Source organism: Oceanobacillus sp. M60 (assembly GCF_053839645.1).
In genome coordinates this window covers 325,949-348,566 of sequence record NZ_JBSSNH010000002.1, presented here as the reverse complement: position 1 = coordinate 348,566, position 22,618 = coordinate 325,949, and the positions used below count along the sequence as shown (strand labels likewise).

The 22,618-nt window shown below is 40.0% G+C and carries 20 protein-coding genes; 16 read left to right on the top strand and 4 right to left on the bottom strand.

Annotation, left to right across the window (positions count from 1 at the left end; translation table 11 throughout):
* Positions 1 to 1,281, top strand: a complete 1,281-nt coding sequence (obgE, locus tag ACW0TQ_RS05905) for a GTPase ObgE (protein WP_368901238.1) — start codon at positions 1 to 3, stop codon at positions 1,279 to 1,281.
* Positions 1,282 to 1,463: 182 nt separating this feature from the next.
* Positions 1,464 to 2,318, top strand: a complete 855-nt coding sequence (gene pheA / locus ACW0TQ_RS05900) for a prephenate dehydratase (RefSeq protein WP_042534376.1) — start codon at positions 1,464 to 1,466, stop codon at positions 2,316 to 2,318.
* Positions 2,319 to 2,469: 151 nt separating this feature from the next.
* Here pheA and ACW0TQ_RS05895 read toward each other — a convergent pair whose 3' ends face one another.
* Together ACW0TQ_RS05895 and ACW0TQ_RS05890 are read right to left on the bottom strand one after the other, a co-directional pair.
* Complete coding sequence (locus tag ACW0TQ_RS05895) at positions 2,470 to 4,092, bottom strand: BCCT family transporter (protein ID WP_042534374.1); 1,623 nt, start codon at positions 4,090 to 4,092, stop codon at positions 2,470 to 2,472.
* 572 nt (positions 4,093 to 4,664) lie between these two features.
* Entirely contained in the window at positions 4,665 to 6,287 is a 1,623-nt protein-coding gene (locus ACW0TQ_RS05890) for a BCCT family transporter (protein ID WP_368901237.1), read from the bottom strand.
* A 474-nt stretch (positions 6,288 to 6,761) separates the two neighbouring features.
* Here ACW0TQ_RS05890 and safA point away from each other — a divergent pair, with 474 nt between their 5' ends.
* From safA to yajC, 9 genes are all read left to right on the top strand, one after another.
* Positions 6,762 to 7,991 carry a SafA/ExsA family spore coat assembly protein gene (gene safA / locus ACW0TQ_RS05885; protein ID WP_368901236.1) on the top strand — a complete coding sequence of 410 codons (1,230 nt, stop codon included), beginning with the start codon at positions 6,762 to 6,764 and terminating at the stop codon, positions 7,989 to 7,991.
* A gap of 69 nt (positions 7,992 to 8,060) precedes the next feature.
* On the top strand, positions 8,061 to 8,561 hold the full coding sequence (locus ACW0TQ_RS05880) for a YhcN/YlaJ family sporulation lipoprotein (protein WP_042534371.1): 501 nt from the start codon (positions 8,061 to 8,063) through the stop codon (positions 8,559 to 8,561).
* Positions 8,562 to 8,645: 84 nt separating this feature from the next.
* Positions 8,646 to 9,377, top strand: coding sequence for a YebC/PmpR family DNA-binding transcriptional regulator (locus ACW0TQ_RS05875; protein WP_042534369.1), 732 nt, complete (start codon positions 8,646 to 8,648; stop codon positions 9,375 to 9,377).
* 192 nt (positions 9,378 to 9,569) lie between these two features.
* On the top strand, positions 9,570 to 10,181 hold the full coding sequence (ruvA, locus tag ACW0TQ_RS05870) for a Holliday junction branch migration protein RuvA (protein WP_042534367.1): 612 nt from the start codon (positions 9,570 to 9,572) through the stop codon (positions 10,179 to 10,181).
* Between the two features lie 18 nt (positions 10,182 to 10,199).
* Complete coding sequence (ruvB, locus tag ACW0TQ_RS05865; RefSeq protein ID WP_042534365.1) at positions 10,200 to 11,207, top strand: Holliday junction branch migration DNA helicase RuvB; 1,008 nt, start codon at positions 10,200 to 10,202, stop codon at positions 11,205 to 11,207.
* Positions 11,207 to 11,398, top strand: coding sequence for a DUF2905 domain-containing protein (locus tag ACW0TQ_RS05860; protein WP_042534363.1), 192 nt, complete (start codon positions 11,207 to 11,209; stop codon positions 11,396 to 11,398). Before ruvB ends, ACW0TQ_RS05860 begins: the two co-directional genes overlap by 1 nt.
* 33 nt (positions 11,399 to 11,431) lie before the next feature.
* A complete protein-coding gene (gene queA, locus ACW0TQ_RS05855; RefSeq protein ID WP_276540067.1) occupies positions 11,432 to 12,460 on the top strand; it encodes a tRNA preQ1(34) S-adenosylmethionine ribosyltransferase-isomerase QueA in 1,029 nt (342 codons plus the stop codon).
* A 59-nt stretch (positions 12,461 to 12,519) separates the two neighbouring features.
* A complete protein-coding gene (gene tgt, locus ACW0TQ_RS05850) occupies positions 12,520 to 13,659 on the top strand; it encodes a tRNA guanosine(34) transglycosylase Tgt (protein WP_455725473.1) in 1,140 nt (379 codons plus the stop codon).
* Positions 13,660 to 13,675: 16 nt separating this feature from the next.
* Positions 13,676 to 13,939, top strand: coding sequence for a preprotein translocase subunit YajC (yajC, locus tag ACW0TQ_RS05845; protein WP_042534357.1), 264 nt, complete (start codon positions 13,676 to 13,678; stop codon positions 13,937 to 13,939).
* A gap of 66 nt (positions 13,940 to 14,005) precedes the next feature.
* On the opposite strand, the gene ACW0TQ_RS05840 is transcribed toward yajC, so the two are convergent.
* Together ACW0TQ_RS05840 and spoVB are read right to left on the bottom strand one after the other, a co-directional pair.
* Positions 14,006 to 14,389, bottom strand: coding sequence for a TIGR04086 family membrane protein (locus tag ACW0TQ_RS05840; protein ID WP_042534355.1), 384 nt, complete (start codon positions 14,387 to 14,389; stop codon positions 14,006 to 14,008).
* 100 nt (positions 14,390 to 14,489) lie between these two features.
* Entirely contained in the window at positions 14,490 to 16,040 is a 1,551-nt protein-coding gene (gene spoVB, locus ACW0TQ_RS05835; RefSeq protein WP_455725413.1) for a stage V sporulation protein B, read from the bottom strand.
* A 130-nt stretch (positions 16,041 to 16,170) separates the two neighbouring features.
* On the opposite strand from spoVB, the gene ACW0TQ_RS05830 reads away from it, so the two are divergent.
* The 5 genes from ACW0TQ_RS05830 (at position 16,171) to ACW0TQ_RS05810 (ending at position 22,371) form a co-directional block, all read left to right on the top strand.
* Positions 16,171 to 16,494, top strand: a complete 324-nt coding sequence (locus tag ACW0TQ_RS05830; protein WP_226894692.1) for a post-transcriptional regulator — start codon at positions 16,171 to 16,173, stop codon at positions 16,492 to 16,494.
* Positions 16,495 to 16,552: 58 nt separating this feature from the next.
* A complete protein-coding gene (secDF, locus tag ACW0TQ_RS05825; protein ID WP_042534351.1) occupies positions 16,553 to 18,805 on the top strand; it encodes a protein translocase subunit SecDF in 2,253 nt (750 codons plus the stop codon).
* 284 nt (positions 18,806 to 19,089) lie between these two features.
* Positions 19,090 to 19,470: a LapA family protein gene (locus ACW0TQ_RS05820; protein ID WP_042534349.1), complete on the top strand. Its 381-nt coding sequence runs from the start codon at positions 19,090 to 19,092 to the stop codon at positions 19,468 to 19,470.
* An 89-nt stretch (positions 19,471 to 19,559) separates the two neighbouring features.
* Positions 19,560 to 21,869 (top strand): single-stranded-DNA-specific exonuclease RecJ, encoded by a 2,310-nt coding sequence (recJ, locus tag ACW0TQ_RS05815; protein WP_212928146.1) that lies wholly within the window; start codon positions 19,560 to 19,562, stop codon positions 21,867 to 21,869.
* Entirely contained in the window at positions 21,859 to 22,371 is a 513-nt protein-coding gene (locus ACW0TQ_RS05810) for an adenine phosphoribosyltransferase (RefSeq protein WP_042534345.1), read from the top strand. The genes recJ and ACW0TQ_RS05810 overlap by 11 nt, the downstream gene beginning before the upstream one ends.
* The last annotated feature ends 247 nt before the right edge of the window (positions 22,372 to 22,618 follow it).

Sequence of the window (22,618 nt, the reverse complement as noted above, 5' to 3'; positions counted from 1 at the left end):
ATGTTTGTTGATCAGGTAAGTGTCTATGTGAAAGCCGGAGACGGCGGTAATGGACTTGTTGCATACCGCAGGGAGAAATATGTTCCAAAAGGCGGCCCCGCAGGTGGAGATGGCGGTAATGGAGCGGATATCGTCTTTAAGGTAGATGAAGGTTTAAATACATTAATGGATTTTCGCTACAATCGTCATTTTAAAGGTAAACGCGGTGAAAACGGAATGAGTAAAACCCAGCACGGTAAAAATGCTGCTGCTTATGTGATTCCAGTACCACCCGGAACAACTGTAGTCGATGAAGATACAGAAGAAGTAATAGCCGATTTAACAACTCACGAGCAAGAGGCTGTTATCGCAAAAGGCGGACGGGGAGGAAGAGGTAACACAAGGTTTGCCAGTCCGCGTAATCCAGCTCCCGATATGGCAGAAAACGGTGAACCGGGGCAGGAGCGTAATATTAAAGTAGAGCTGAAGCTGATTGCTGATGTGGGATTGGTCGGTTTTCCAAGTGTTGGAAAGTCTACATTATTGTCTGTCGTCAGTGCGGCTAAGCCAAAGGTTGCTGCTTATCATTTTACAACGATTGCTCCAAATCTGGGTGTTGTGGACACAGGAGACCAGCGCAGCTTTGTGATGGCCGATTTACCCGGTTTAATAGAGGGCGCCTCCCAGGGGGTTGGATTGGGCCATCAATTCCTGCGCCATGTGGAGCGTACAAGAGTTATTGTTCATGTGATTGATATGGCAGGGACAGAAGGACGCGACCCTTATGAAGACTATATTAAGATTAATGAAGAGCTGGCGGCGTATGATAAGAAGCTTTTAACAAGACCGCAAATCATCGCTGCCAATAAAATGGACATGCCGGGTTCAGAAGAGAATTTAGCAGGGTTCAAAGAAAACCTTGGGGAAGAAGTTCCGATATATAAAATTTCAGCTGTTACCAAGGATGGTCTGAGAGATTTATTATTTGCAGTGGCAGATAAGCTGGAAGAGATTCCAAAATATGAGCCAGAGATAGAGCAGGCGGATGAAACGGTTGTTTATCGTTACCAGAAGGAAGAGGATCCTTTCCATATCACAAGAGATCCGGATGGTGCATACGTACTCTATGGACATCGAATCGAAACATTATTTAAAATGACTGATTTCCAACATGATGAAGCTGTTCAGCGTTTTTCACGCCAATTAAGAGGAATGGGTGTAGATAAAGCGCTTCGTGAGCGCGGAGCACAAGACGGTGATACGGTTCGGCTGTTAGATTATGAATTTGATTTTATTGAATAGATTTTAATTTTCAGTTCCAAGCGCCAAAAACGAAGAAATAACACATGAGCCCCGGCGGAAAAACTTAGCAGCCTGCAAGCCTGCAGGTGCGGACAGATCAAAGTTAAACCGCTCTAAATGAACAGGGGCTCAAGTTTCGGCGTTGTTTAACAGGTGCTTTGCATTTTTCTATTTAGGAGGAAATGAAGTTGACGAGTATTGGTTATTTAGGCCCCAAAGGAACATTTACAAAATTAGCAGTAGATGCAACGTTTAACGGAGAACATAAAGAAGCTTTTAAAACAATCCCAGAATGTATCGATGCCGTAGATAAAGGAGAAATTGATATTGGAGTTGTTCCGTTAGAAAACGCTATTGAAGGAACTGTACAATTGACGGTGGATTATTTGATTCATCAAGTGCGGATCCCTGTAGTGGGAGAAATCGTTGTCCCGATTCAACAGCATTTATTGGTGCGCAGTGATATAGTTCAAAAAGAATCCGATATAGAAGAGGTACATTCGCATAGTCATGCTATTGCTCAGTGCCATCAATATTTGCACCAGAATTTACATAATGCCAAAATTGCTTTTACTTCCTCAACGGGGAAAGCGGCTGAAATCGTAAGCAATTCTGATCAGCCCATTGCAGCTATCGGAAATCGGGCAGCAGCTTCAGAGTATGGCTTGGAAATAATGAAAGAAAATATTCATGATTATCCAAATAACCATACCCGATTCCTGGTCCTTTCTCACCAGCCGGAGAAGGTTAAAATCAAAAGCGAAGCCAAGGGTGATAAAACAACGCTTTTAATTACGCTGCCAAGTGACCAGGCAGGAGCACTGCATCAAATTCTTTCTGCCTTTGCGTGGCGTAAATTGAATTTATCTAAGATTGAGTCCAGGCCTACGAAAACAGGATTAGGCAATTATTTCTTTATTATTGATGTGAATCAAGCCTATGATGACGTTCTTCTTCCCGGTGTAAAGGCTGAACTGGAAGCATTAGGATGCCAGGTTACAATTTTGGGATCATATTCTGTTTATGATATCTTATAAGCTAAAAGTCCTGTCCCTATTTGAAGTTTAGAAGTGATAACAGCGATAATATAATATTTTAAAATAAAAGATAGGTAACAATTTGCAAACAGAATATAGGAGAACAAAAGAAAAAAGTGCTGAGTGATTACGCCCAGCACTTTTTTCTTGCTTATATACCTTTTGTATCGTCTTTTTGCTTTTCTCTGTACGTTTCTAATTTTTTCTCATATTCCTCTGGCGATGTTTCCAGATAAGTTTTCACCCGCTGTTTGTTCGGTGTAATCGTTAGCCCCAGGAATTTTCTTTCTTCATTAGCAATTTTGAAGAAGGATATAACCAGCAATATGACTACAATACTAAATGGCAGAGCAGCTGTTATCGCAGCTGATTGTAATGCGTCAAGACCAGTTTCTCCTCCCGCTAATAAAAGAATAAATGCAATAGCTGATAAGGAAACTCCCCAAACAATTTTCACTCTTCCAGGCGGTGTCAGAGACCCGAAGGAGGTTTGCATTCCTAAAACGAAAGTTGCCGAGTCGGCAGAGGTTATAAAGAATATGGATACAAGCAGAATCGCAATAATTGATAGTATCACGCCCATTGGAAGTTCGTTGAAAATTCCAAACAATTGTGTTTCGGGCGGCATATCAAATATATGTGGAGTACTTTGACCGATAGAGATGCCAGTGACTCCAAATACGCTGAACCATATAATACCTATTACTGTAGGAACCAGCAATACAGCAAGAATAAATTCACGTACTGTACGACCCTTGGAAACACGCGCAATGAAGATTCCCACAAACGGGCTCCAGCTCATCCACCAGCCCCAATAGTAAATCGTCCAGTCGGACATCCAATCACTTTTTTGCTGATTCAGCGGTGCGACATCTAAAGCATTATATACGAAATTTTGCAGATAGCCGCCAGTGCCGGAGGTCATAATATTCAAGATTAAAATAGTCGGTCCGACAATTAATATGATTAGAAATAAAATTCCGGCCAATACCATGTTTGCATTACTTAAATATTGGATTCCTTTGCTTAAACCGCTCCAAGCGCTGATTAAGAACAGCACTGTTACCACAGCTATAATAATTGCTTGTACGAATATGTTATTAGGTATACCGATTAAGTAGTTTAAACCGCCATTAATCTGCAAAGCACCTACACCAAGTGAGACGGCAACACCGATTACGGTTGCAAAAACTGCAAGAACGTCTACCACGGTGCCCAATGGTCCATCAACGCGATCGTGGAATATCGGGCGTAATGCTTTGGATAAAAGTCCAACTTCCCCTCTTCTAAATTGAGAATATGCGAGTGCCAATGCTACAACACCATATATAGCCCATGCATGGAAGCCATAGTGTAAGAAAGTAGAGCGCATCGATTCAAGCATCGCTTCGTTCGTCTCTGGATCCGCTGTTGGCGGAGCAAGATAATGCGAAACAGGCTCAGACGCACCATAGAACACTAACCCAATTCCCATCCCGGCACTAAATAACATAGCAAGCCAAGAAACGGTATTGAATTCTGGTTTATCTTTTGGTTTTCCTAACTTTAACGTTCCGATTGGACTGAAAATAAGAAAAATACAGAAGAAAACGAGGATGGTTGTAAGAATCATGTAATACCAGCCAAAATATTCTGTAATCCAATCTGATAAATTACCTGCAATGTTTCCAAATCCTTCTGGAAAAACTGCTCCAAGTATTACTAAAATGCCAATAACAATAGAGGCGTAAAGAAAAACGTTAGACATTTTTCTTTTTGATGAGTTTTTACTCATAATTTGCTCCTTCCCGTATTTAAAACAATCCTAAATACAAATTTGAATTTTGTATTTTATAGACTTTCATATCCTAACAAGGAACCATCATAAAATCAACTGCAATCTGGATAAAAATAAAGCGAAAGCCTTATTGTACAGCGGTAAGAATGGATTTTAAATTTTATTAAGCTTCTTGTTTCAGGATATCCCCTTATATCTATATACCTCTATAAGATAAAAGAAAACATTTTTATATCAAAATGCGCCTTCAACAGAATAAATGAACTGTCCAATGAAAAAAGAAAACCATTTTTAAGGTGCCTGTATGTTTGCAGGTTCTGTTCAGGCGGACAGCCCGGGATAAAATAAAACGGTACAAGAAAAAGCGCTGAGTTATTTTCTTCCCAGCACTTTTTAAGCATCTAATCAGTGTTCAAAAATCTTTCATAACAGAACCTGTCCCTAAGCATGCAACAGCACAGAGTCTGACGGAGAAGCAAGCTGAGAGGCGTCCACAGAATTTAATTTGTTTGCATACTTATTTACCACGGAGAACCGTCCGTAAAACTCCCGCTGAGTGAAGTTTTATTTTATATTCCTTTGGTATCGTCTTTTTTCTTTTCCCGGTATGTTTCTAAATTCTTTTCGTATTCCTCTGGGGAATTTTCCAGATATGTCTGCATTCTTTTTTTGTTAGGCGTTATAGATAAACCTAAAAATTTCCTTTCCTCGTTAGCAACTTTAAAGAAGGATATCACCAGCAATATAACCACGATGCTGAATGGCAAGGCAGCGGTTATTGCGGCGGACTGCAGTGCATCGAGGCCATTTTCTCCGCCTGCCAAAAGAAGGATATATCCAATGGCTGATAATGCAATCCCCCAAATAATTTTTATCTTCCTACCTGGAGTTAAAGACCCAAAGGATGTTTGCATCCCTAAAACGAAAGTTGCTGAATCCGCAGAAGTTATAAAGAATATGGTTACGAGCAGAATTGTAACAATGGATAAAATGGTGCCCAGCGGCATTTCATTGAAAACTGCAAATAATTGCGTTTCCGGGCCCATATTAAAGATTTGCGGAGCACTTTGGGCAATCGAAATACTTGTAACGCCAAATACACTGAACCATAAAATACTAATGATTGTAGGAACAAGCATTACAGCCAAAACAAATTCTCGAATTGACCGGCCTCTGGAAACACGGGCGATGAAGATGCCGACAAATGGACTCCAGCTCATCCACCAGCCCCAATAATAAAGCGTCCAGTCAGCCATCCATTCACGCTTTTGAGCATTTAGCGGCGCGACGTCTAAAGAATTATACAAAAGATTTTGCAGATAGGAGCCTGCTCCGCTTGTCATCATATTTAAGATTAGAATAGTTGGTCCAACAATTAATATAGTAAGAAAGATGATGCCGGCTAACACCATGTTTGCATTGCTCAAATATTGAAGCCCTTTATTTATTCCGCTCCAGGCGCTGATAAGGAATAGCACCGTTACAATAGCGATAATGATCCCCTGAACGATTGAGTTATTAGGCACACCGAACAGGTAGTTTAACCCGCCATTGATTTGTAAAGCTCCGACACCGAGCGATACGGCAACACCAATTACAGTTGCAAAAACGGCTAATACATCTACGACAGTGCCGAATATACCGTCCACACGATCATGGAATAATGGACGCAGGGCTTTAGATAATAGTCCGACCTCTCCTTTTCGAAACTGGGAATATGCGAGAGAAAGAGCAACTACGCCATATATCGCCCAGGCATGAAACCCATAATGTAAAAAAGTGGAGCGGATCGACTCAAGCATCGCGGCATTGGTTTCTGGATCTTCTGTAGGTGGAGCAATATAATGTGAAATTGGCTCAGAGGCACCATAGAACACTAATCCAATCCCCATCCCGGCACTGAATAACATGGCAAGCCAAGAAATTGTATTGAATTCTGGTTTATCTCTTGGCTTCCCTAATTTTAAAGTTCCTATAGGACTGAAAATAAGAAATAAACAGAAGAAAACAAGAATCGCAGTAAGAATCATGTAATACCAGCCAAAATAGTTCGTGATCCAGGAGGATACGTTTCCGGAAATTTGTCCGAATTGATTTGGAAATACTGCACCAAGTATCACTAAAATACCTACAACAATAGAGGCATAAATGAAAACATCAGATATTTTCCTTTTTTTAGAGGGGTTGCTCATAATTTTCTCCTTCCAGTATTTAAAAAATACCTACAATGATTTTTATTATTTTTTAGAATCCAGTTTCCTAAGCAAAAATAATCTCTGCCATGAACGACTCATCTCAGACGCTATAACATTTACGGCCAGCATGAAAACAGACTCCAGACTAAAACAAAACCTATGATTGGAGCGTGTCCAAATAAATACCCGACACAAGAAACGTTATTTAAACGATGCTTTCTCTGGTTAGTATGTACAAATCAGATTGAAACATTTATGGATATGGACACTATTTTGACAGGTCGTCTCTTCTGTGAGGAATATGAAATAAAAAATTTGGCATATTTCTTTATCAATATAAAATGCTGGATTGAAAGCTTGAAAATGAACAAGCATGTAACCATACATGTGCAACTTTTTTCTGTTTCATGCATATGCTGATATAGAGCATTAGCCCATTTCAATCATGAAAGGGAAAGGAGTTCGTTATTTTTGAAAATACACATTGTGCAGCTTGGAGATACGTTGTGGAAATTGGCTGAGAAGTATAATGCTTCTTTTGAGGAATTAAAAAAGGTAAATTCACATTTGGCTGACCCGGAGAAACTAATGCCTGGAATGAAGATCAAAATACCCGGATCAAAAAAAGCGGTACAAAAAAGTACATCTAAAAAAGAAGAGACAGCACCACTATCTAAGGAAGAAAAGAAATCCAAGAAAGAACAAATGACGCCGGTTTCCAAAGAAGAGACAAAAACAACCAAGAAAGAACAAAAAAAACCGGTGCAAAAAGAAGAAAAGAAAAAAGAAGAGCATCCTTATAAGCATAAAACACCGACACCAATTGCTGTTTTAAAAGAGGATGATCAAAAAGAAAAGAAAAAGGAACAATTTGAAGCAGTGATGCCCAAAATGCCTCAAATGCCACAGGCGCCTGCTATGCCTATTTTAGAAAAGGAAATGAAAACAGAAAAGAAACCAGCTAAAATGCCGAAGCCTAAAGAACATAAGCAAGAAAAAACAGCACCAGCTAAAGAGCAGCAGCCGGCAAGTAAGACCGAACCGCAAACACAAGCGCCAGAACAGCAACATCCTGTATTTGACTTTGATTCTTACCAGCAGCCGGCAGCGATGCCTTGTGAACCTATGCCGTTTTTACCGCAGATGATGCCAGTATTTTATATACCTTGTCCGCCAATGCATCCGCCGGTACATCCGTATCACCCGTATCCTGTTCATCCGGGAATGCAGCATGGATTTTCAATGATGCCGCCGACGGGAGACTGCGGCTGTGGAGGACAGCAACCACTACCGCCGATGCAAGGGAACTTTGCCCCAATCCCGGCTGGTTTTAATGAATCACAGTTTGAAGCAGCTCCTCAGCAGTTTCAAGAAATGATGCCTTATCAGCAGCCGTCTGTAAATGAAGCAAGTCAGCAAACGCCGATGCCTGAGTCTTATCAGTCAGTAACGAACCGAGCATTGCATTCTAAACAACAGTCCGATAATGATAAACCGTTGTCTTCTAATAAAGCTAATCATCTGCCAACATCAGCATCATTTTTGGAGCAGCCACCGGAACAGAGTCCGAAATTCTCTGAAAATCGACACTATTTTCAGCCTCATCAGACGCCGTTATCTAATTCACATGGAAATACATTCTATCCAAAGCCGCCATTTTTTCCGGAACAGCCTGACGATAAACATGATTCCAGCTCGTAAAAGTTTTGATAAAAAAGGTGTAAAAAATCCTTCCTTATCCATACTAAAGTATAAGGGAGGATTTTTATTATGTTTAAAATACAATATATAGTTTATGCAGTGTTCACCATGATAATATTAACAGGCTGTTCAGATACCGATACAGCTACAGAAAAAAATGCAGGCAATGACCAATCTGTTCAGCCAATTCATTATGAGGAAAACAGAAACCGAACAACCTCGGAGAATGATGCTGAAAAGCAAACAAAGGCCCCGTCATTAGAGAATTTTGACCGGGAAGAATCAGCTGCATTTCAAAAATTGGTCAGCGAGCATGTTGATGCAGAAGATGTTCGGATTGTTACAGGAAGAGATCGAGTGGTTGTTGCTGTTCAAATGAAGAAAGGGACAGATCAGCGTGATTTTGAAGAAATAAGTGAGGAAATCGAACAAATTCTGGATACAGATAAACAGCTTTTTATCTATAATGATGTGGCAAAGTGGGAGCAAGTTAAAGATTTTTATGCACGTGATGAAGCAAACCAAATGGGAGAAGATATGGAACGTATGTTTGAAAATCTGTTCGAGTAGCTAAGGAAAAAAGACGGTTTTCCTTTTCTGATGGGACTTTTTTTGATATAGTAAAAAAAGAGTTTCGAGAGAGGAGTATGTCTAATGGCTGGACATTCCAAATGGAAAAATATACAGAAGAGAAAAAATGCACAGGATGCAAAAAAAGGTAAAATTTTTATGAGGCATGCGAAGGATATCTATCTTGCTGCGAAAAGCGGCGGCGGAGATATGGATACCAATGCTGCTTTAAGAACAGCTGTGGATAAAGCAAAGGCTGATAATATGCCTAATGATAATATAGAGCGAAATATAAAAAAAGCAACCGGCACGCTGGATGGCGCCACCTATGAGGAAATTACCTATGAAGGCTACGGCCCCGGCGGTGTTGCGGTTATTGTAAATGTGTTAACAGATAATAAAAACCGTACTGCGGCTGAAATCAGACACGCTTTTAAGAAAAATGGCGGAAATCTTGGTGAAAATGGAAGTGTATCTTTTATGTTTGATCGTAAAGGCTACATTGTCGTTGAAAATGAAGATGATACTATCGATGAAGATACGATGACTTTAGATGCACTGGAAGCCGGTGCAGAAGATGTCAGTATAGAGGATGGAGCTTATGAAATCTATACGAGCCCCGAGGATTACCAGGATGTTGTCTCTTATTTGGAGGAGCAGTCTTATAAGTTAGCTGATGCAGAAGTCACTTTCATTCCGCAAAATTATAATTCTTTATCTCCGGAAGATGAAGAGAAGATGATGAAGTTAGTGGATGCATTAGAAGAAAGTGAAGATGTTCAAGATGTTCATCATAATCTGGAGTCGAATGAATAAACTTCTATTTATCCTAAATAGAAGTTTATTCATTGATTCTGTTTAAAGAGGATGTTCAAAAAGTCCATAAAAAATGACACGGCGGGGAAAAGATTTTTTCCTATGAACACCTACGTTCTGGCACATTATTAGACGACCTGTTCTTATTTATTGGTCTTTATGAACACGCACTTAAAATAAAGGGAGCTCAATATGATTGCATATATAAAAGGAAAGCTTACGACGATAAAAGATAATGCTGTCATTGTGGATGTACATGGGATTGGGTATGAGCTGATTTGCCCCAATCCCTACGTATTTGAACCGGAAATGAATCAGCAAGTCCAAATACATACGCATCATCATGTCAGAGAAGATGCACAAATTTTATTCGGCTTTCGGAATACAGATGAGAAATATTTATTTACGAAGCTTATTTCAGTGTCAGGCATCGGTCCTAAGGGAGCTTTGGCGATTTTAGCCGGCGTGAATATTCAAGGCTTTATTGCGGCTGTTGAAAATGAAGATGAAAAATTTTTAACAACCTTTCCAGGGGTCGGAAAAAAAACAGCGCGCCAGATTATTTTAGACTTAAAAGGAAAGCTGGTTCATGATTTTGCAATAGAAAATACAGAGGAACAGACTTCCGGAGAAGCAGCAGGCACTAGCGGGCGTGAAATTGTGTCTGAAGCATTGGATGCCTTAAAATCATTAGGCTTTACCACAAGTGAGCTGAAAAAAATCACACCGCAGCTGAAATCAGATAAGACGCTCACGAATACAGACGAGGTTATTCGCAAAGCATTTAGTCTGTTAGCAAAATAATAGAAAGGAGTGTTCCTTTTGGATGAACGTATGATTGACGGAAACCTGCATGATGAGGATGTGTCGATAGAGCAAAGTTTAAGGCCGTTACAGCTAGAGGACTACATTGGTCAGCCAAAGGTAAAAGAAAATTTAAGTATTTTTATCCAAGCAGCTAAAATGCGTGAAGAGCCGCTGGATCATGTATTGCTGTTCGGGCCGCCGGGGTTAGGTAAAACGACACTGGCTTCTATTATTGCTAATGAGATGGGTGTGCAATTCAGGTCTACTTCTGGCCCGGCAATAGAGAGAGCCGGAGATTTAGCAGCAATTCTATCTTCTTTGGAGCCTGGAGATGTATTATTTATTGATGAAGTGCATCGTCTCCCGAGATCTGTGGAAGAAGTGCTTTATCCTGCTATGGAAGACTTCTTTATTGATATTGTAATTGGGAGCGGGCCAAGTGCGCGCAGTGTCCGGATTGATTTGCCGCCTTTTACACTGGTAGGAGCAACAACACGATCTGGGCTCTTGAGTGCGCCGCTGCGTGACCGGTTTGGTGTACTCAGCCGTCTGGAATACTATGATGTGGCGGATTTACGTCAAATTGTTATGCGTACAGCCGATATATTCCATATGACGATTTCAGAAGATGCGGCTATAGAGATTGCCCGCAGATCGAGGGGAACGCCGCGTATTGCAAACCGTTTATTAAAAAGAGTACGTGATATTTCACAGGTAAAAGGAGAAACAGAAATTAGCTTTGAAACGACCAGACAGGCTTTAAAAATGCTGCAGGTGGATGACGCCGGTTTGGATCATATTGATCATAAATTGTTAACGGAGATTATAGAAGGCTTTAATGGCGGGCCAGTCGGGCTGGATACCATTGCGGCAACGATTGGTGAAGAATCGCAGACGATTGAAGAAGTATATGAGCCGTATCTGCTTCAATTAGGTTTTATCCAGCGTACACCCAGAGGGAGAAAAGTAACACCCAAAGCCTATGAACATTTTGGAATACCAATGATAAACGGGGAAGAGTAATGGGTAAATTATTTATTATTGCTGGAATCGTGCTAATTATCATCGGCTTGATTTGGACCTTTATCGGGAGGCTGCCGGGTGATTTTACGTTTCAAAAAGGAAATATGACCTTTCATTTTCCGTTAATGACTTCTATTCTTGTTAGTGTCATATTAACGCTGATTTTATTTATTATCAGCAGATTTAGATAGGTTTTAATGATAAGAGGAAAGTAAGGGATGGACATGAATATTGAAGATTTTGATTTTGATCTGCCTGAAGAATTAATTGCGCAGACACCGCTGAAGGATCGGACTGCATCCAGGCTTTGTGTGCTGGATAAACAGACAGGCCGAATACAGCATCAGCATTTTTCAGATATAATAGATTACCTTCAAACTGGAGATTGCCTTGTTTTGAATGATACAAAGGTGTTGCCTGCCCGCCTGTATGGTGTAAAAGAAGATACAGGTGCGAAGCTGGAGGTTCTTTTACTGCATCAGGAAGAAGGCGACAGTTGGGAAGTGTTAGTAAAGCCGGCGAAAAAAGTAAAAAAAGGGACAGTCATTGATTTTGGAGATGGGCTGTTAAAGGCTGTTTGCACAGGCACGAAAGAACATGGCGGACGTACAGTCGAATTTTCTTACCAGGGTATTTTTTATGAAATATTAGATGAACTTGGAGAAATGCCATTGCCGCCATATATTAAGGAGCAGCTTTCTGAAAAAGACCGTTATCAGACGGTTTACGCAAAAGAAAAAGGATCTGCTGCTGCTCCGACTGCCGGTCTTCATTTTACCGATGCATTATTACAGCAGATAAGGGAAAAAGGCGTCCAGATTATTTTTATTACGCTTCATGTTGGTTTGGGGACATTTCGGCCGGTAAGTGTTGATTCTGTTGAAGAGCATACGATGCATAGTGAATTTTACCGTATGTCCGAAGAAGCGGCTGACACTTTGAATCAAGCCAAAGCAGAGGGCAGAAGGATTATTTCAGTAGGAACCACCTCCACTCGGACACTGGAAACAATTGCCCGGGATTATGATGGTTCCTTTGCAGAAACGAGCGGCTGGACAGATATTTTTATTTATCCGCCATATCAATATCAGGCGATTGATGGATTAATTACAAATTTCCACCTTCCCAAATCAACACTTATTATGCTTGTAAGTGCTCTGGCCGGGAAAGATGAGGTGCTTCATGCATATCATGAGGCTGTAAAAGAACGTTATCGTTTCTTCAGTTTTGGAGATGCGATGCTAATTATCTAGCCTAACGAGGTATAAATACGTTATGATATGTTTAGGCTGAAGAAAAGGGAAGATAAATGATGACACCGATAACGTATGAATTAATAAAGACAGATAAACAGACAGGGGCAAGACTTGGCCGTGTCCATACACCGCATGGCTCGTTTGATACGCCTACTTTTATGCCGGTGGGGACACTGGCAACAGTAAAAACAATAAGTCCGGAAGAATTGCATTCGATGCAGGCAAATATTATCTTATCGAATACCTATCATTTATGGCTGCGCCCCGGAGAAGATATTATTGAAGAGGCTGGCGGCCTGCATAAGTTTATGAACTGGGATAAAGCCATTTTAACAGATTCAGGCGGTTTTCAAGTGTTCAGCTTAAGCGATATGCGTCAAATCGAAGAGAAAGGTGTACACTTCCGAAATCATTTAAATGGAGAGAAGCTGTTTCTTTCACCTGAAAAAGCAATGCATATTCAAAATGCATTGGGATCAGATATTATGATGGCATTTGATGAGTGTCCTCCGTATCCGGCGACCTATGATTATATGAAGTCATCTGTTGAACGGACCTCTCGATGGGCAGAGCGCTGCCTGGAGGCGCATAAGCGTCCGGATACCCAAGGTCTTTTTGGTATCGTTCAGGGCGGTGAATATGAAGAATTACGAAAACTAAGCGCTCAAGATTTAGTTTCTCTTGATTTTCCCGGCTATGCAATTGGCGGATTATCTGTTGGGGAGCCAAAAGATGTGATGAATCATGTCTTGGAATTTACTACACCTCTATTGCCGTCGAATAAGCCAAGATATTTAATGGGAGTCGGTTCCCCGGATGCACTGATAGATGGGGCGATTCGTGGCGTAGATATGTTTGATTGTGTTCTGCCGACCCGGATTGCCAGAAATGGAACGTGCATGACTTCAAACGGCCGATTAGTAGTTCGGAATGCGAAATATGCACGTGATTTTTCACCGATAGATGAGCATTGCGACTGTCATGTTTGTAAGAATTATACAAGAGCTTACATCCGACATTTAATAAAATGCAATGAAACATTCGGATTCCGACTTACGACTTATCATAACCTGCATTTTCTGTTAAAATTAATGGAGCAAGTCCGAACTGCTATAAAAGATGATCGACTTGGTGATTTCAAAGAGGAATTCTTTGAACAATATGGATTGAATCAAGAGAATCCAAAGAACTTTTAGGAAGGAGTTGGAACATATGGAAATGGTTACACCTATTTTATGGATCGTACTTATGTTTGCTATTTTTTATTTCTTACTTATTCGTCCGCAGCAAAAGCGTCAGAAGCAAGTAAGAGAAATGCAAGATAGCCTGCAAAAAGGTAATGAAATCATAACAATCGGTGGATTACATGCGAAAATCCATGCGATTGACGAAGGCACCATTGTGTTAATTACTGAAGAAGGTACAAAATTAACATATGACCGTTCAGCAATCAGAGAAGTAAAACAAAACGCATAATCAATGAAAAAAGCTAATGAGTAACATTCATTAGCTTTTTTTTTATGGATTACTATCGTTTACGAATCAATTTTCTTCAGCCGGACTTGAAAAGTTAACCCCGATAATCCCGCCTAATATGGCTGCAATCAGATAAAACCCGTGATACATTGCTTGTGTCCATGTAAAACCCTGCTGGTAGCCGAGAAATTGCACCAGAAAAACAAATCCGGTAAATCCTAAACCAACCAGTACTCCTAAAAGCCAACCCTTTGCTTTTCCTTTTAAACCAGTAATTATTCCGCAGGTGAATAAAATAACCAGACCAATGACAAAGGTTGCCCATGATAAAGTTGATTCTGTCATGTCCACGAATTTTAATAACAAGCCCAATGCAAAGCTCGTGAGAAAAAGTAAAACGAATAATATAATCCAACCGTAGAGTAAGGATGTCCATTGAATTTTTACCATTGATTCATCTCCTCTGAGTTTGTCCCTTAATTAAATTTATGCCCGGACATTTTATTTAGAAGAAATATTTATAGGAGAATGACAGATAAATTCTCTAAATTTATTTCTTTTTAGAGAAAAACGGCAGCTGTCTTAATTCTTCTTTTCGAATAAATCGTAATAGAATCAGCAATATCATATAAATTAGAGCAATAATGATGAGCAGCAGGATAAACGAGATTAAAGTTGTATCGGCTGTGTAAAATTGGTTTTTTATATAAAACGTCAGCAGGAAAGTAGTTCCGCATAAAATAATCATGCGGATAATCTCCTTCCAGGCAGGAAAATAATTTATTTCCTTTTTTAATACCATAATATGGAGAAAAGTAACGAGAACAACATTTGCGCAGATAGCGATTGCTCCTCCTTGGATTCCTAAATTGGAACTGGTTGCCAGCAGTATCATCGCTCCGAATTTTAAAATGACTCCAATCAATGAGTTCCACATTGCCGGCCGGGCTAAATCAAGTGCTTGCAGTGCTGCCTGCAATGGGGCTTGAATATATAAAAATAAGAAAAAAGGTGCCATAATAATCAACAACGGGGCAGCGGAATCCGAACGATACATAAGATTTAGCAGATCAGCAGCGAATAAAGTCATTACAATGGTGGCTAATGCCCCTGAAGCAAAGGAAATTCGGATGGATTGGTGAATACGGCTATGAATCAGTTCCTTTTGGTTCTTGGCAGCAGCTTCCGAAATAGAAGGAACAAGTGCTATTGACAGGGAGCTTGTTATAAAAGTCGGTAAAAATAATAAAGGCATGGTATAGCCCATTAATTCTCCGTATTGTTTCGTTGCAACAGCTGTAGTTACTCCAGCCAGCGCAAGAGATTGGACAATAATGATTGGGTCGAGAAAATTAGAAATCGAACCAATCATTCTGTTCCCCAGGGTAGGCATAGAAATAGATAATAGTTCTTTTGCGGTTTCTTTTCCGGATAAAACTGTTTCTGTAAAGTGTTTGCGTATTTTCAGCTTTCTTTTTTGACGAAATTTTCGAATCATGTATAAGAGAGAAGCGAATTCACCAATAATAATACTGAACATAGCGCCTGCCGCTGCATATTCCACCCCGTAAGGTAAAAGGATATATATGAATATACCGACGAAGGCAATCCGTACAACTTGTTCAAGAACTTGTGCGATACTTTGCGGCTTCATATTCTGTTTTCCCTGGAAATATCCCCTTAATACTGCGGAGACAGCAGCTATAGGGATAATCGGGCTAATCACCACTAGAGGAAGCAGTACACGTTTGTCCGTGAATAAGGTATCCGATAAAATGGGTGCTGCGAGAATCAAGATGACAGTAAACAGGATACTTGCACTTAAAGTTATCGCAAGGGAGACGGCAACGATTTGTTTTATTTTTTTCGAATCATTTTGAGCATCTGCTTCGGCTACACGCTTGGAAATAGCCACAGGAAGACCGAATTGCGTCAGCGTCATTACCAGAAATAAGGTAGGCAAAGCCATCATATAGAGACCGACACCTTCTTCACCCATAAAGCGTGCGACGACCATACGGTTAATGAAGCCCATAAAACGGGTCAGCATCCCGGCGATAATTAGAATCAATGCTCCTTGGATAAAGGATTGTTTTGTCATTTGTGTTGCCCCGCCTTCTCAAAAAAATAAATTTGATATACAATGATATATATGCTGTATAATGGACAAACCATGACAGTTGAATAAAAAAGTCGTACAATAAGAAAGTACTTCATGGTGATTAACAAGGATGCTTAAGAAGAAATGGTGGGATGAAATGGACAGCCGACATGTAGACACATGGAAAGAAATGATTTATCCGGCACTGAAAAGCAAACAAGAAGAATTAGAAATGCTAGGTTATGAACAAGCGACTCCAGAGGGCGTGTGGAAGTGTCTTTGTGTAAAAATCTGGAACGGAGAACCGGAAAAAAGGTTACATGAAATCGTTCAAGATATTTTTCATTTGAAATCATCTGTTTATTTAAGCTATTTAACGATTCAATCCTATGAAAATGATGATTTAGCCGCTTCAATCGAAGCACTTATAGGCAATTCACCAGATAACGGGTAAATAATACTCGTTTGAACACGTATGAAATGGTTGATATATGAAGGAGGAAGTGCAAACGATGAAAAAAAGAGGCAGAATCGTTGCCTTTTTTCTTGTCATCGCAATTTTGGCAGGAGTAATTGGAACAACGTTTAGTAATCTGGCAAGCAATGTGAACCTTGGCTTGGATCTGCAGGGAGGCTTTGAGGTTTTATATGAAGTAGAGCCTGTTGAAGATGGTCAGGAGATTTCAAGTAGTTTACTGGAAGGGACGGTCCAGACGCTGAATGACCGGGTGAACCGACTGGGAATAAGTGAAGCGGTTATCGATATAGAAGGAGATGACCGGATTCGAGTGCAGCTTGCAGGTGTTGACAACCAAGCTGAAGCAAGAGAATTGCTGTCTACATCCGCACAATTGTCTTTCAGGGATGTTGATGATGAAGAGTACCTTGATGGATCTGATATTGTAGAAGGAAGCGCCAGTCAGGATTATAATCCGAATACCAATGCGCCGATTGTTACCTTGCAATTACAAGATGCATCTAAGTTCGGTGAAGTAACCGAAGAAATTAGCCAAATGACAGATAACCGTTTAGTAATCTGGATGGATTATCAGGAAGGTGAGGATTCTTTTTCAGAAGAGGTGACGAAAGAAGATCCTAAATTTGTCTCTGCGCCGGCAGTAAGCGAGCCCATTCATTCTCGTGATGTCATGATTGAAGGAGACTTTACGGTAGAGTCGGCTCAGCAAATGGCAGATATCATTAATTCTGGTTCACTGGATGTACATATGAATGAAATTTTCTCTACATCTGTAGGTGCACAATTCGGCGAACAGGCATTAAATGAGACAGTTATTGCAGGACTGATTGGGATTGCTTTAATCGTTCTTTATCTCTGTGTAGTTTATCGCTTCAGCGGGATTATTGCTTCCATTAATTTGGCTGTATATGTATTCTTAGTTGTATTGATTTTTGAATTACTGAATGGCGTATTGACATTGCCGGGAATAGCAGCCCTGATTCTGGGAGTAGGAATGGCAGTTGATGCGAACGTTATTACGTTTGAACGTATTAAAGAAGAGCTGCGTGCCGGCAAGTCGGTGAAAGCTGCCTTTCAATCTGGAAATAAAAGCTCTTTTGTAACGATTTTAGACGCTAACATAACAACCTTAATTGCAGCTGCTGTGTTATTTATATTTGGGACAAGTTCTGTTAAAGGCTTTGCAACGATGCTGATTATCAGTATTTTAGTCAGCTTTATCACTGCAGTATTTGGCACAAGGGGACTTCTGGCTTTATGGGTCCAAAGCGGCTTCTTGAAAAAAAGAAAGACATGGCTTGGTGTCAATAAGAATCAAATCAAAGATATTGCAGAGGGCGAAGAAGCAGAGCCGACCGTTTTAGGAAAACAGGTTAACTTTACAAATCATCGCAGGAAGTTCTTTGCTGTAAGCTTAATACTTGTAATTATTGGAGCTCTCGTTATTGGCATCTTTCGAATTAATCCGGGTGTTGATTTTACAAGCGGCTCGCGAATAGAAGTAGTAGCTGACCAAAGCTTGACAGAAGAAGAAATAGAATCGGAATTTGCAACGCTTGGTTATGAAGTCAGCTCCGTGAATTTATCAGGTGAAAATAACGATATCGGAGTTGTCCGGTTTGACACGGTTCTTGACGAAGGGGAAGTGGATACCGTACAGCAGCACTTCCTGGAAATCTATGATCATGAGCCTAGTGTGAGTGTTGTATCACCAATTGTCGGTCAGGAGCTTGTGAAAAATGCAATCTATGCAGTTGCTATCGCATCCATATTTATTGTTGCGTACATTGCCATACGTTTTGAATTCTTCTTTGGGGTTACAGCAATTATTGCCCTCTTGCATGATGTCCTGTTTATGCTGATGGCTTTCAGTATCACGCAAATTGAATTTGATGTCACCATTGTAGCGGCAATTCTGACGATTATCGGTTATTCCTTGAATAATACGCTCGTTATTTTTGACCGAATCAGGGAAAACATTCGTCAGGAGAAAAGAGTCAAATCCTTTAAGAAGCTTGCAGAAATTGTGAATAAGAGTATTGTTCAATCATTTATCCGAACAATGAATACATCGATCACTACTATTATTGCTGTTGTTGCGTTCCTAGTACTTGGAGCTGCGTCTATATGGGCTTTTGCTTTCGCTCTCTTAATTGGATTGATTGCCGGAACTTACTCTTCTCTATTCCTTGCTTCCCATATCTGGTTAGTATGGAGAGGCAGAAAAGTGAAGGATAAGCCGGTAGACTTTAGAAAGAAAGAACGAGTGGAAGGACCGCAAGTATAAATACCTTAGAGTGCGTATTCAAAAAGCCCGAAGTACGGACACTCACTATGTCATGTGTATTGGATTTTTTGAATATCCTCTTTAAATAAAATGGATAAGAGCGATGAAAAAGAGAGCTTTCAACATGGTAATATGGTAATGTATTCGAATACGTCTGATCACGGACCTTGCCGGGTACAGTATCATTTGCAATATGGAAGCTCTCTTTTTTCATTAATATGCTTAAAATGATTCCTTATCGGGTAATAAACAGGTAGTAAATATTTTTTAATGGAGGAAGTTTTATGAATGCACAAGTTTATGTCATACTCGCAATTATATTTGTAATTATTATTGCCGTTTTTGCTGTAATCAATGTGGACCCTGTTGCAGTGAACTATTTATTTTGGACACAGGAGTCTCCTTTAATTCTGGTTATTCTTTTTTCTGTATTAATGGGAGGATTGATTACTGCAGCAGTAGGAGCTATCAGACTATACAGAGCACATCACGAAGTGAAAAAACTCCGCACAGAAAATGAGCGTCTTAAAAAGCGCATGGCAGCAAATGGAATGACGGATGAACTGGATAATGAAAATGGCAGAAACGATAAAAAAGATTACCAAGAATCCCGAAAAGAAATGCGTGTGGAAAGAAGAAATGCGAAAAGAACAGATAAAGAATAATCTGTTTAATCAATTTAATTCATAATCAGAGAAATCTATTTGATGCCCCTGGCTTACTTTAGTATAATAACTAGGTCAGGGGTGAATTTATGCTATCAAGTAAAGCGAATTGGAAATATATAGATAATCCTCCTGTAGAGGAGAGAGAGTCGCTCGACATTGCGATGTCACCTATTGTAAAAGATTTATTTTTACAAAGAGGAATTACGACAACAGAAGAAGCAAAACAATTTATGCAGCCCGATCTCAACCATTTGATTGATCCATTTTGTTTAAACGGTATGGAAAAAGCCGTAAAGCGAATCAAAGAAGCGGTAGATAATAACGAAAAAATAGTTGTATACGGAGATTATGATGCGGATGGAGTAAGTTCTACGGTTGTTTTGCTGCACGCATTGAATAAAATTGGTGCAGTTTATGAATATTATATCCCGAATCGGTTTACAGAAGGATATGGTCCCAATGAAGCTGCCTTCAGGCAGCTTCATCAAGCTGGATTTGGATTAATTATAACGGTCGATACCGGGATTGCTTCAATTCGTGAAGCCGAAGTAGCAAAGGAGCTCGGGTTGGATTTAATTATTACAGACCACCATGAGCCCCAAGCGGAGATACCGGATTGTTATACCATTATTCATCCGAAGCTGTCTGAAGCGTATCCGTTTAAAGAACTGGCAGGTGTTGGTGTTTCTTTAAAATTAGCACATGCTCTTCTCGGAGAACTGCCTGTGGAGGTGCTTCCTTATGCAGCGATAGGTACGATAGCTGATCTGGTCCCGCTGGTGTCTGAAAATCGAATTTTAGCTGCATTTGGTCTGAAAGAATTGCAACGCACAAATTATGTTGGCTTGAAAGCATTAAAACAAGTATGTCAGCTGGAAGAAACCATAACCGAAGAAGATGTAGGCTTTCGCATTGGACCGCGTATAAACGCTGTAGGAAGACTGGGTGATGCTGATCTGGCTGTTGATCTTCTGCTGGAAGAGGACGCGGAAATTGCTCTGGAAATGGCGAATGAATTGAATCACATAAATGAACAGCGTAAGAAAATAGTTCAGGATATTGTAGATGAAGCAATGGACATGGTTCAAACAGATAAGCGGATTATTATTGTAGCTAAAGAAGGCTGGAATGAGGGCGTATTAGGGATAGTTGCTTCAAAATTAGTTCAAAAATATGATCGGCCGGCGATTGTGCTTGCGAAAAAGCCGGAACAGGGAATTGTAAAAGGGTCAGCCAGAAGTATTCCTGCATTTGATTTATTCGAGGGCTGTATGACAGTCAGAGATTTGTTCACACACTTTGGCGGACATGCCCAAGCAGCGGGGATGACATTACCTGCTGAAAATCTAGAGCCGTTAGAAACTGCTTTAAATAAGCTGCTTTTTGAAAATTTATCAGAAGAAGATTTTAAGCAGGAATTATATATTAATGCTATATTAGATATGGAAGATATCAATGTTTCTCTTATCGAGGAGATAGGAAAGCTTTCTCCGTTTGGTATGGGCAACTCAAAGCCGTTATTTGAGATAAAGGAGATACCAAAGGAAGTCCGTCAAATCGGAAGCAGAAAGAATCACTTGAAAATGCAATTTGCTTCTTCCAATGCCCAAATAGATACAGTAGGTTTTGGATTTGGAGAGCTGAAAGAAGCTATTTCGCCATACACTAAAGTATCCGTTGCCGGCGAGCTTTCTGTTAATGAGTGGAATGGGAGAAGGAATGCGCAAATAATGCTGGAAGATTTAAAAATTACGGAACGGCAGCTCTTTGACTTTCGCGGAAAAAAAGCAGAGCAATTGCTTTCTGAAACGGTGAAAGAAGTTTTTGTTTGCGGAGAGCCTCTCCGGTTGAGAGAGCATCAGGAGACATTTACCTATAAAGAGGCGCTTTCTAAGAAACTTGATGCTTATCAGACCATTGGTTTTACTGCGTTGCCGGCTTCATTAGATGATATGAAGAAGATTATTCGGCAGGTGAATCCTGAAAATATTGTCATCGCGATACGTCAGGTGCCAAATCAATATCCATTTCAATTCCCTTCCCGGAAAGAATTTGTAGACTATTATAGCTTGATTAAACAGCATAAGAAGTTTCAGATTAAAGAGATGCAGAAAGCGATTGAACAGCACCGGGGCTGGAATGAAGCAAAAGTAATGTTTATGTCGGAAGTTTTTGCAGATTTAGGTTTTGCAGAGAAAAAGGATGGATGGCTCCGTTATGCGGAATCAGGGAATAAAAAGGATTTATCCGAATCCGAAATTTATCAATCCTGCATGAAACAAAAAGAAGCAGAAAATATACTTATCTATTCGAATTATCAAGATTTAAAAAAATGGTTTGAAGCTTGTATGGACACGCCCAACAACCTGAAGGAGGAAGCAGTATATGGATTATAAAGAATATATTGAGATTGTGGAGAACTGGCCGAAAGAAGGTGTCCGGTTTAAAGATATTACGCCTTTGATGGCTAATGGACCAGCTTACAAATCGTCTGTCGATGAAATTGTAGAATATGCAAAAGAAAAAGAAATTGATGTGGTTGTAGGTCCGGAAGCAAGAGGATTTATCGTAGGATGTCCGGTTTCCTATGCCTTAGAAATTGGGTTTGCTCCTGTTCGCAAAGAAGGCAAGCTGCCGCGGGAAGTAATTAAAGTTGATTACGGTCTGGAGTACGGAGAGAATGTATTAACTATTCATAAGGATGCAATTAAGCCTGGACAGCGTGTATTAATTACAGATGATCTTTTAGCTACAGGCGGTACCATCGAAGCAACGATTAATTTAGTTGAACAGCTTGGCGGAATTGTTGCGGGGTGCGCTTTCCTGGTGGAGTTAAGTTATCTGGACGGCAAGGATAAGCTGGAAGGCTACGATGTACTTACCATCATGACCTATTAAAAGCTATGGAAAAAAGAGTCAAAACAGATTCTGATACTGTGTTGACTCTTTTTGTATAGATTAATTTATCCGTATATATTAGGTTTTAGTTGGACAGACATATAAAAAAAGTCTTATAATAGTAATTATTATCGAATAATGTATTTAAATCGAAGAAATGTAAGAGATTTTAATTCAAAAGATGGCTTCAAGCTCTAAAATACTTGTTGCTATTTTTATTTTTATACAATTTATTGAATACTGAAGG

What these genes read in the sequence shown, in the direction of transcription:
- ACW0TQ_RS05875 (WP_042534369.1), top strand. Translation starts at nt 8,646, where the DNA reads ATGGCTGGACATTCCAAATGGAAAAATATACAGAAGAGAAAAAATGCA.
- recJ (WP_212928146.1), top strand. Translation starts at nt 19,560, where the DNA reads ATGCTATCAAGTAAAGCGAATTGGAAATATATAGATAATCCTCCTGTA.
- ACW0TQ_RS05840 (WP_042534355.1), bottom strand. Translation starts at nt 14,389, where the DNA reads ATGGTAAAAATTCAATGGACATCCTTACTCTACGGTTGGATTATATTA.
- tgt (WP_455725473.1), top strand. Translation starts at nt 12,520, where the DNA reads ATGACACCGATAACGTATGAATTAATAAAGACAGATAAACAGACAGGG.
- yajC (WP_042534357.1), top strand. Translation starts at nt 13,676, where the DNA reads ATGGAAATGGTTACACCTATTTTATGGATCGTACTTATGTTTGCTATT.
- queA (WP_276540067.1), top strand. Translation starts at nt 11,432, where the DNA reads ATGAATATTGAAGATTTTGATTTTGATCTGCCTGAAGAATTAATTGCG.
- ACW0TQ_RS05860 (WP_042534363.1), top strand. Translation starts at nt 11,207, where the DNA reads ATGGGTAAATTATTTATTATTGCTGGAATCGTGCTAATTATCATCGGC.
- ACW0TQ_RS05810 (WP_042534345.1), top strand. Translation starts at nt 21,859, where the DNA reads ATGGATTATAAAGAATATATTGAGATTGTGGAGAACTGGCCGAAAGAA.
- ACW0TQ_RS05890 (WP_368901237.1), bottom strand. Translation starts at nt 6,287, where the DNA reads ATGAGCAACCCCTCTAAAAAAAGGAAAATATCTGATGTTTTCATTTAT.
- ACW0TQ_RS05830 (WP_226894692.1), top strand. Translation starts at nt 16,171, where the DNA reads ATGCTTAAGAAGAAATGGTGGGATGAAATGGACAGCCGACATGTAGAC.
- spoVB (WP_455725413.1), bottom strand. Translation starts at nt 16,040, where the DNA reads ATGACAAAACAATCCTTTATCCAAGGAGCATTGATTCTAATTATCGCC.
- ACW0TQ_RS05895 (WP_042534374.1), bottom strand. Translation starts at nt 4,092, where the DNA reads ATGAGTAAAAACTCATCAAAAAGAAAAATGTCTAACGTTTTTCTTTAC.
- obgE (WP_368901238.1), top strand. Translation starts at nt 1, where the DNA reads ATGTTTGTTGATCAGGTAAGTGTCTATGTGAAAGCCGGAGACGGCGGT.
- ACW0TQ_RS05820 (WP_042534349.1), top strand. Translation starts at nt 19,090, where the DNA reads ATGAATGCACAAGTTTATGTCATACTCGCAATTATATTTGTAATTATT.
- ACW0TQ_RS05880 (WP_042534371.1), top strand. Translation starts at nt 8,061, where the DNA reads ATGTTTAAAATACAATATATAGTTTATGCAGTGTTCACCATGATAATA.
- secDF (WP_042534351.1), top strand. Translation starts at nt 16,553, where the DNA reads ATGAAAAAAAGAGGCAGAATCGTTGCCTTTTTTCTTGTCATCGCAATT.
- pheA (WP_042534376.1), top strand. Translation starts at nt 1,464, where the DNA reads ATGAAGTTGACGAGTATTGGTTATTTAGGCCCCAAAGGAACATTTACA.
- ruvA (WP_042534367.1), top strand. Translation starts at nt 9,570, where the DNA reads ATGATTGCATATATAAAAGGAAAGCTTACGACGATAAAAGATAATGCT.